This window comes from Brachybacterium sp. HMSC06H03, assembly GCF_001807385.1.
Taxonomy (GTDB): Bacteria; Actinomycetota; Actinomycetes; order Actinomycetales; family Dermabacteraceae; genus Brachybacterium; species Brachybacterium conglomeratum.
The window spans coordinates 1-9155 of sequence record NZ_KV788750.1 but is presented as its reverse complement, the minus strand read 5'-3'; the positions used below and the strand labels follow the sequence as shown (position 1 = coordinate 9155).

The 9155-nt window shown below is 72.6% G+C and carries 6 protein-coding genes; 3 read left to right on the top strand and 3 right to left on the bottom strand.

The window, feature by feature from the left end:
• Positions 1 to 65 precede the first annotated feature (65 nt).
• Both nhaA and HMPREF3159_RS06850 read right to left on the bottom strand, forming a co-directional pair.
• Positions 66 to 1388 (bottom strand): Na+/H+ antiporter NhaA, encoded by a 1323-nt coding sequence (gene nhaA / locus HMPREF3159_RS06855; RefSeq protein ID WP_070500302.1) that lies wholly within the window; start codon positions 1386 to 1388, stop codon positions 66 to 68.
• Positions 1389 to 1461: 73 nt separating this feature from the next.
• Complete coding sequence (locus tag HMPREF3159_RS06850; RefSeq protein WP_070500301.1) at positions 1462 to 2895, bottom strand: sodium:proton antiporter; 1434 nt, start codon at positions 2893 to 2895, stop codon at positions 1462 to 1464.
• Positions 2896 to 3527: 632 nt separating this feature from the next.
• Between HMPREF3159_RS06850 and HMPREF3159_RS06845 the strand changes: the two genes are divergently transcribed.
• On the top strand, positions 3528 to 4967 hold the full coding sequence (locus tag HMPREF3159_RS06845) for an MFS transporter (protein WP_070500297.1): 1440 nt from the start codon (positions 3528 to 3530) through the stop codon (positions 4965 to 4967).
• Positions 4968 to 5147: 180 nt separating this feature from the next.
• The gene (locus HMPREF3159_RS06840; RefSeq protein WP_070500296.1) at positions 5148 to 6065 is read left to right on the top strand and encodes a PhzF family phenazine biosynthesis protein; all 918 of its coding nucleotides are present in this window, start codon (positions 5148 to 5150) and stop codon (positions 6063 to 6065) included.
• A 13-nt stretch (positions 6066 to 6078) separates the two neighbouring features.
• On the opposite strand, the gene HMPREF3159_RS06835 is transcribed toward HMPREF3159_RS06840, so the two are convergent.
• Entirely contained in the window at positions 6079 to 6609 is a 531-nt protein-coding gene (locus tag HMPREF3159_RS06835) for a VOC family protein (RefSeq protein ID WP_210388849.1), read from the bottom strand.
• Positions 6610 to 6693: 84 nt separating this feature from the next.
• On the opposite strand from HMPREF3159_RS06835, the gene HMPREF3159_RS06830 reads away from it, so the two are divergent.
• Positions 6694 to 8892, top strand: a complete 2199-nt coding sequence (locus HMPREF3159_RS06830; protein ID WP_070500294.1) for a S9 family peptidase — start codon at positions 6694 to 6696, stop codon at positions 8890 to 8892.
• The last annotated feature ends 263 nt before the right edge of the window (positions 8893 to 9155 follow it).

Sequence of the window (9155 nt, the reverse complement as noted above, 5' to 3'; positions counted from 1 at the left end):
CAGATCTGCTGCGGGGTCGCCCTCGTCATGGGACCTCCGGCCCGGACGTCGGCCGTGCCCGGGGCTCAGCCGTCGGCGCCCCAGTCCGCGCCGCGGTCGTAGCCGTCGGGTCCGCGGCCGGACTCCGTCGCCTCCCGCGCATACATCCGGTTGCGGGGCAGCAGGATCGCCGCGCCGACGGACGCGGCGAGCGCGGAGGCGGTGAGCACGCCGACCTTGGCCTGGTCATACATGTCGTCGCCCGGCGTGAAGCTCAGCTCGGAGACCAGCAGCGAGACGGTGAACCCGATCCCGGCCACCGCCGCCATCCCGATCATGTCCACCCAGCGCAGGTCCGAGTCGAGCCGGGCGCTGGTGAAGCGGGTGACGAGGAAGGAGACGCCGACGATGCCGAGGATCTTGCCGAGCACGAGGCCGGCGATGATGCCGAGCGCTACGGTGGACTGCCAGGCATCCAGCAGCCCGCTGAACCCGCCCACGGCCACGCCGGCGCTGAAGAACGCGAAGACCGGCACCGCGATCGCGCTCGAGAACGGACGCAGCCGGTGCTCGAGCGTGTGCGAGAGCGAGTGCTGCCTGCCGTAGTCGGAGATCCCTCGGGTGGGGACGAGGAACGCGAGGACGACGCCCGCGATCGTCGCGTGCACGCCGGAGTTCAGGAACAGCACCCAGGTGATCAGCGCGAGCGGCAGCAGCAGGGCCCATGCCGTCCAGTAGTGCTTCTTGAACCATGCCTCGCGCTTGTTCGTCAGCCACCAGAACGCCGCCAGCGGCACCAGGGCGACGCCGAGATAGCCCAGCTGCAGGTCGGAGGTGTAGAAGATCGCGATGATCGTGATCGCGATGAGGTCGTCGACGATCGCGAGGGTCAGCAGGAAGGTGCGCAGCGCGGAGGGCAGCGAGGAGCCCAGCAGCGCGAGGATCGCGACGGCGAAGGCAATGTCGGTCGCGGCGGGGATCGCCCAGCCGCCGCCGGACCCCTCGGGCCCGGCGAGGTTGACGACGGTGTAGATGATCGCGGGCAGCGCGACGCCGCCGAAGGCCGCCGCGATCGGCACCAGCGCCTTGGCGGGGGAGCGGAGGTCGCCGACGACGAACTCCTGCTTCAGCTCCAGCCCGGCGAGGAAGAAGAACACCGCGAGCAGCCCGTCGGAGGCCCAGTGCCCGATCGAGAGGTCGAGCGAGAGCGGACCGAGGTCGAACCCGACATGGGCGTCGCGGACGGCGAAGTAGCCCTCCGACAGCGGCGTGTTCGCGAACAGCAGCGCGAGCACGGTGGCGAGCAGCAGCAGCGCCCCGCCGGGGATCGCGCGGGTCACCCACTCCTCGGCGGGCAGGCGCGTGCGGAAGGTTCCGTGCTCTCGGCGAGCGGCGGAGGTGGTGGTCATGGACGGATCTCCTGTGGATCGGGGTCGGTGTGCAGTGCCGGGGCCCCGTCGGCGCGGTCCGGTCCTGGACGGATCAGTCCTGCGCGGGGGCCTCCGGGGCGGCACGGCGGTCGCCGCGGCCGAGCACCTGGGGCGGCGGGGACGTCGCCAGACGCAGCACCCGCAGCAGCAGGAGCGCGACGACCACGCCGCCGAGGGCCTTCGCCCACCACGGGTCGGCGATGAACAGCAGCAGCATCGCCAGCAGCACGGGGGCGAGGTACTGGAAGGCGGCACGGACGTAGCCGAGGAAGGTCGGCATCTTCACGCCGCCGTCCTCCGCCACGGACTTCACCATGAAGTTCGGGCCGTTGCCGATGTAGGTCATGGCGCCGCACAGCACGGCGCCCAGCGAGATCGAGACCAGGAACGCCTCGGGCACGTTCGCCACCCGCGGCTCTCCCGGCAGCTGCGTCGCCATCTCGAAGAAGGTGACGTAGGTGGGGGCGTTGTCCAGCACGGAGGAGAGCCCGCCGGTGAACAGGAACAGGGTGATCTCGTTCAGCGGCAGGTTCGGGGCGGCGGCACGCAGCACCTGCAGCGCCGGCACCATGGTGAGGAAGATGCCGATGAACAGGGCGCCGACCTCCTGGATCGGTGCCCAGGAGAACTCGTTCTCGCCGTAGCGGATCGACGTCTTCGAGGTGAGCAGCGAGCCGCCGGCGGCGATCAGCATGACCAGCTCTCGCCAGGGCACCCAGTTCACGCCCTCGATGTGTCCGTGCGCGACCGCGTCGATGTCCAGCGACGGGATCGTCGCGACGGCGAGGATGATCAGCGCGAACCAGAGCAGGTTCCAGGCGCCGCCCACGCTGAGCCGCGTCGTCGAGCCGTAGTCCTGGGCGAGGGCCTCGGGCGTCTCGCGCGCGTGGAAGCGACGGTCCAGCGCCCAGTAGGTCAGCAGCAGCAGCGCGTTGACGAACAGCCACACCGGCAGCAGGCTGAACGTCCACGTGAAGGGCACTCCGCGCAGCATGCCGAGGAACAGCGGCGGATCGCCGAGCGGGGTGAGCAGGCCGCCGCAGTTGGCGACCACGAAGATCGTGAAGACGACGGTGTGCGCCCGGTAGCGGCGCTGCGCGTTGGTGGCGAGGATCGGCCGGATCAGCAGCATCGCCGCGCCCGTGGTGCCGATGAAGCTGGCCAGCAGCCCGCCGACGGCGAGGAAGGCGGTGTTCGTGCGCGGCGTCGCGGCGAGGTCCCCGCGCAGCACGATCGCCCCGGAGACCGTGAACAGCCCCAGCAGCAGCACGATGAACTGCACGTACTCGATCAGCGCATGGGCCACCAGCTCCGGGTGCGCGGCGATCAGCAGCCCGATCGCGACCGGGGTCCCGAGCGCCAGCGCGTAGATCAGCTGGTTGCGAGGCCGCTCCCACAGATGCGCCAGCTGCGGCACCAGCGGGAAGACCGCGATCCCGGCGAGCATCAGCACGAACGGGATCAGGGTCCAGACGGGGAAGTCCATCGCGGATCACGTCACCTTCGGGACAGGTCGGACGCGGATCCGTCGCGCTCGCGCACCGTGCCCGTGGACGTCGGCGCCCGGAGGAGCGGTCGATCCGCACTCCGACGCACGGGGTGGGGGACTGGAGAACCATACTGGCCCCTTCTCGGCGTCGCTGACGGGTGTACGGAGGATGGACCTCCGTGCCGACCAGACTTCCCGGCTCTCCGCGGCCAGTGTCTCACGAGGCCCGGAACGCGACGTCGGATGTTCGCCTGCTGTGTCGGCTGCTGCGTCACCTGCTGTGGCGGCTGGTGCGCCGCCTGCTGTCCGCGCCCGGGCCGGCACGGGCCGACACACCGGGGGCCGACCCGTCGGCCGACGTCCTCCCACGTCGCTCTTTCTCCACGGCGACCTGCGCCGATGGGCATTCGGACAATCCGTTCGTCTGGAATCCCGAGCGGATGCTCGCTATCGTGGCGTCGTTTTGCTGATGGGGCGCAGCGCCGGCACCCGGCCGGGGCTTGCGCCCCGCTCCGTCCGGTGACCACCTGTCACCGGCCGCTTCCCGCTCGTCGGGCGCCGGCTCCTGCCGGCGGGGAGCGCCGCCACAGCGTGCTGCGGCACGTGCGCGAAGAACGGATGACCAGTCTGTGACGACATCCACCACCACCTCCTCCCCTGGGCCCGGCCCCGAACCGGCGACCACCTCCGGCGAGATCGCCTTCGAGGACCTCCCTCCCCGTCGCACCATCAAGCAGGCCGTGGCCGCCTCCGCGATGGGCAATGCGACCGAGTGGTACGACTACGGCGCCTACGCGGTCGTCGCGACCTACATCGCGGCCCACTTCTTCCCCTCGGGCTCCGAGGGCCTGTTCTGGACCTACGCGTTCCTCGCGATCTCCTTCCTCGCCCGACCCTTCGGCGGCTTCGTCTGGGGTCCGCTCGGTGACCGCCTGGGCCGCAAGCAGGTGCTCGCCCTCACGATCATCCTGATGTCCGCAGCGACGTTCCTGATCGGCGTGCTGCCCACCTACGAGCAGGTGGGCGTGCTCGCCCCGATCCTGCTGGCCGCGCTGCGCCTGGTGCAGGGCTTCTCCACCGGCGGCGAGTACGGCGGCGCGGCGACCTTCATGGCCGAGTACGCGCCGGACAAGCGCCGCGGCCTGTACGGCAGCTTCCTCGAGTTCGGCACCCTGGGCGGCTTCGCGCTCGGCACCGTGGTGGTGCTCGTGCTGCAGCTGATCATCGGCGAGGACGCGATGGCCGCCTGGGGCTGGCGCGTGCCCTTCTTCGTCGCGGCGCCGCTGGGCCTGATCGGCCTGTACCTGCGCTCGCGCCTCGACGAGACGCCGGTCTTCCAGGAGCTCGAGGACGCCGACGAGGCGGTCGAGAGCGCCACCGGCGGCCTGCGCGACCTGATCGTGCGCTACTGGCGCCCGATCCTGGTGATGGCGGGGCTCGTGATCCCGCTGAACATCGCGAACTACACCCTGCTGACCTACATGCCGGGCTATCTCGAGACCAAGATCAACCTCTCCGCGAACGAGTCGCTGATGGGGATCCTGATCGGCGAGGTCGCGATGATGGCGGTGATCCCCTTCTGCGGCGCGCTCTCGGACCGGGTGGGCCGCAAGAGGATGTGGTGGTTCTCGATGATCGGCCTGTTCGTCATGGCCGTGCCGATGTACATGCTGATGGGGCAGAGCTTCGGCCTGGCGATCGTGGGCTTCGCGGTGCTGGGCCTGCTGTACATCCCGCAGCTGTCCACCATCTCCGCGACCTTCCCGGCGATGTTCCCCGCCCACGTGCGCTTCGCGGGCTTCGCGGTGACCTACAACGTGTTCACCTCGATCTTCGGCGGCACCGCCGCGCCGCTGAACGAGGCGGTCGTGGAGTCGACCGGGTTCCTCGAGTTCCCGGCCGTGTACGTGATGCTCGGCTGCGTCGTCGGCATGGTGGCGCTGCTGTTCCTCAAGGAGACGGCGGGCGCGTCCCTGCACGGCACCGAGGTCCCGGAGTCCGAGCCCGACGACTACGGCCTCGAGGCGATCCAGGAGGAGGACGCCAAGCTGGACGCCTGCGGCCGCTGAGCCACGGCGCCGGAGGGACAGGGCGAGTGCGATCGCGCCCGATCCGCTCACCCGCCCGCTGATCGCCGGCGCTCGTCGCAGAGGCCCGGCCCCGGATCCACGGATGCGGAGCCGGGCCCCTGCATGCGGGCGCGCTGAGAAGGCCACGAAGGGGAGGGCTCCCGGGGGAGGATGGACCCCATGACCGCCGCCCCCGCCCCTCCCCGCCGCCGCCCCTTCCTCCAGCTCGACGTCTTCGCCGACGCGCCCCAGCGCGGCAATCCCCTCGCCGTGGTGCTCGAGGCGGAGGACCTGGCCGACGAGGACATGCAGCGCATCGCGCAGTGGACGAACCTCTCGGAGACCACCTTCCTGCTGCCGCCCACGACGGCCGATGCCGACTACCGGGTGCGGATCTGGACCCCCTCGGGCGAGCTGCCCTTCGCCGGGCACCCCACCCTCGGCACCGCCCGGGCCTGGCTGCACGCGGGCGGCGTCCCGTCGGGCGAGCGGATCGTGCAGGAGTGCGCGATCGGCCTGGTCCAGGTGCGACGGAGCGAGGCGGAGCGAGACGCGGAGCCGGCGGGCGAGCGGCTCGCCTTCGCCGCCCCGCCGCTGCTGCGCGAGGGCCCGCTCGAGGAGGACGAGGTGGGCCGGATCGCCGCGGCCCTCGGCATCCCCCGCTCCGCCGTGCGCGGCCACACCTGGGCCGACAACGGCCCGGGCTGGCAGGTGCTCGAGCTCGAGGACGCCGAGCAGGTGCTCTCCCTCGACCCCGACGTGGTCGCTCTCGGGAACCGGAAGGTCGGCGTGATCGGCCGCTGGAGGAGCGGGGAGCCGGACGCGTCGGGCGATGCGTCCCTCGATCCGGACGCCGCGCCGCTCTACGAGGTGCGGGCCTTCGCGCCCGTCGGCGTGGAGGACCCGGTCACCGGCAGCCTCAACGCCGGCATCGGCCAGTGGCTCGCCGCCCGCGGAGAGGTGCCCGAGCGCTGGACCGCCGCGCAGGGCACGGTGCTCGGCCGCGAGGGCCGGGTCCACCTCGAGCAGGCGGCCGACGGGACGCTGTGGGTGGGCGGGTCGACGGTGCTCACCGTCGAGGGCACGATCCTGGCCTGAGCCCCCGACCCCGTCAGCGCTCCCCGGGAGGGACGAGCCCCTCCATCGCCCGGCAGATGCTCGCATGCACCTCGCTCTCGCCCTCCTCGGCCGCGACCTCCGGATCCCACTCGAGCTCCGGCGCGTCCTCGTCGGCCGGGCCGAACAGCCACCAGATGTTGTGCCACGGGTCCTGGAACCTCGTGATCGTCGAGCCGTAGAACGGCGAGACCTCGGTGATGACGCGAGCGCCCCGCTCCCGGGCGCGGCGCAGCACCTCCTCCGGGTCCTCGACGTTGACCTGCAGCATCGCGGGGGTGAAGGGCCAGTCCGGCTTCGAGTCGACGACCATCAGGCAGGAGTCGCCGATCCGGGCCTCGGAATGGATCAGAAGCCCGTCGGTGTCCACGGCATGCGCCTCGGGGGCCTCGACCGCGTCGAACACGGCGGCGAGGAAGGAGTGGAAGCCGCGGGCCCCGTCCGGGCCCTTCACGATCGCGAAGGAGTTGAGGCTGCCGTAGCCGCCGGTGAGGCGGGAGGTCGGGGTGATGAGCGTGGTGTCCATGATCTGATCCTCCGCCGCCGGGCGGACAGCCCCCGTCCGCGAAGTGCCGTCCTGTCGGAGCCGCGTTCTGCCTACGCTGGTCCCATGGTGACGACTCTCCCGTACGGCTCCTGGCCCTCGCCCCTGACCGCCGACCTCCTCGCGACCGGCGGCACCCGCCTGGGCTCGCCGCGCCTCGTCGGCCGGGAGGTGTGGTGGACCGAGGGGATCGCGACCGAGGGCGGCCGCCAGGCGATCGTCCGCACCGCGGGTCCCGTCGCGCTCCCGCCGGCCGGGGGTGCCGAGGGGCCGCCCGCCCCGTCCGTGCCGGCCGACCGCGTCACCGTCCTGCCCGCCCCCTTCAACGCCCGCTCGCGCGTGCACGAGTACGGCGGGTCGAGCTGGAGCGTCGTCCCCGCACCGGGCCCGGACGGGCAGGGGCCGCTGGTCGTCTTCGTGAACTTCGCCGACCAGCGCGCCTACGCGCTGCGCGAGGGGGAGCAGCCCCGCCCGCTCACCCCCGTCGGCCCCGCGGTCGAGTCCGCGCACGGACCCTCGCTGCGCTGGGCGGACCCCACCGTCGTCACCCTCGCGAACGGCACGACCGAGGTGTGGTGGGTGTGCGAGGACCACACAGGCGGCGAGGAGGGTCCGCGCACCGATGCCGTTGGCGCCCCGCACATCGAGCGCAGCATCGTCGCCGTGCCGCTGGACGGCTCCGCCGCGGAGGATCCCGCCGCCCTGCGCCGCATCACCCCCGCCTCCCGCTTCGTCGCCCACCCGCGCCTCAGCCCCGACGGCACGCACCTGGCCTGGATCAGCTGGGAGCACCCGCAGATGCCCTGGGACGGCACCGAGCTGCACGTCGCACCGCTGCTCGACGGCAGCGCCGGGAAGGGCGAGATCATCGCCGGCGGCACCGACGTCTCGGTGCTCCAGCCCGAATGGCTCGACGACGATCGCCTCCTGTTCCTCTCCGACGTCACCGGCTGGTGGAACCCCTGGACGTGGTCGTCGGCCGACGGCGCCCATCAGGTCCTCGATCGCGAGGAGGAGTTCGCCGGGCCGATGTGGGCGCTCGGCACCACCTGGTACCCGGTGCTCGACGCCGACCGGGCCCTCGTCCAGCACGGCCGCGCCGCGACCTCGCTGTCCGTGCTGCGGATCAGCACCGGCGAGCTCGCCCCGCTGGACTGCCCGCTCACCGAGGTCGGCGGCATGCAGCGCCGCGAGGACGGGCTGCTCGTCCTCGCCGGCGCCTCCCCGACGGCCTTCGGCGCGATCCACCTCGCCGAGCTGCGGCTCGAGGAAGAGATCGCGCAGGCCGATCCGTCGGCCGACCCGTCCGACGCCGCGCCCGCGGCCGCCTCGACCGGCGGTGCTCCGGCGGCCGGACGAGCTCCGTCGGCCGCGCCGTCCCTCTCTGCGCTCACCCTGCTCCGCTCCTCCCGCGACGACGCCCCCGACCCCGGTCTCCTGCCGGAGGCGGAGAGCATCGAGGTGCCGCTGGCGGACGGCGGAGTGGTCCACGCGATCGTGCACCGTCCTCGTCAGGAAGGCCTCGCCGGGCGCGAGGGCGAGCTGCCGCCGTTCATCGCGCAGGTCCACGGCGGTCCCACCGCGCACGTCCCGCCGGTGCTCTCGCTGCCGGTCGCCTACTACACCTCCCGCGGGCTCGGCGTGGTGGTCGTGAACTACGGCGGCTCCAGCGGCTACGGCCGCGCCTACCGCGACCGGCTCAAGGGCCAGTGGGGCGTGGTCGACGTCGCCGACACCGTCGCGGTGATGGAGCACCTGGTCGCCGAGGGGATCGCCGACGGGGAGCGGCTCGCGATCGAGGGCGGCAGCGCCGGCGGCTGGACCACTCTCGCGTGCCTGACCCGCACGGACGCCTTCGCCGCCGGGGTCTCCAGCTTCGGCGTCGCCGAGCTCGAGCAGTTCCGCCTGGACACCCACGACTTCGAGTCCCGCTACATCGACGGGCTCGTCGGCCCCTATCCCGAGCGGCGCGACCTGTACGTCGAGCGCGCCCCGCTCAGCCACGTCGACGAGCTCGAGGTGCCGGTGCTGCTGCTGCAGGGCGACGAGGACCGGATCGTCCCGCCCAGCCAGTCCGAGGCGTTCCGCGACGCGCTCGCCGCCAAGGGCATCCCGCACGCCTACCTCCTGTTCGAGGGGGAGCAGCACGGCTTCCGGAAGGCGGAGACGATCGTGACGGCGATCGAGTCGTCGCTGTCCTTCTACGGGCAGGTGCTGGGCTTCAGCCCCGCGCGCGTGCCGGTGCTCGCGCTGGAGAGGAGCTGAGGGTGCGGTGACCGGGAACCGGGGGAGGGGGAGAAGATGAGGGATCCGAGCACGAGCGGCGACGGGCCCGGGGCATACGGGCCGGGAGCTCCCCCGCCAGGGCCGGGAGCGTCGGGCGCCCAGGGGCCGGGATCGGGCTGGCCGGGACCGGTCGGTCCGGGAACCCAAGGGCACCGGGCCGACGGGCCGGGAGCGGGCGGGCAGAACCCGGGCGGTCCCGCTCCCGTGCCTCCGGCCGACGGCGGGTCGTGGCCGCCTCGGGG

Bases quoted from the DNA above. Each gene is read 5' to 3' on its own strand.
- HMPREF3159_RS06830 (WP_070500294.1), top strand. From the start codon at position 6,694: ATGGTGACGACTCTCCCGTACGGCTCCTGGCCCTCGCCCCTGACCGCC.
- nhaA (WP_070500302.1), bottom strand. From the start codon at position 1,388: ATGACCACCACCTCCGCCGCTCGCCGAGAGCACGGAACCTTCCGCACG.
- HMPREF3159_RS06835 (WP_210388849.1), bottom strand. From the start codon at position 6,609: ATGGACACCACGCTCATCACCCCGACCTCCCGCCTCACCGGCGGCTAC.
- HMPREF3159_RS06840 (WP_070500296.1), top strand. From the start codon at position 5,148: ATGACCGCCGCCCCCGCCCCTCCCCGCCGCCGCCCCTTCCTCCAGCTC.
- HMPREF3159_RS06850 (WP_070500301.1), bottom strand. From the start codon at position 2,895: ATGGACTTCCCCGTCTGGACCCTGATCCCGTTCGTGCTGATGCTCGCC.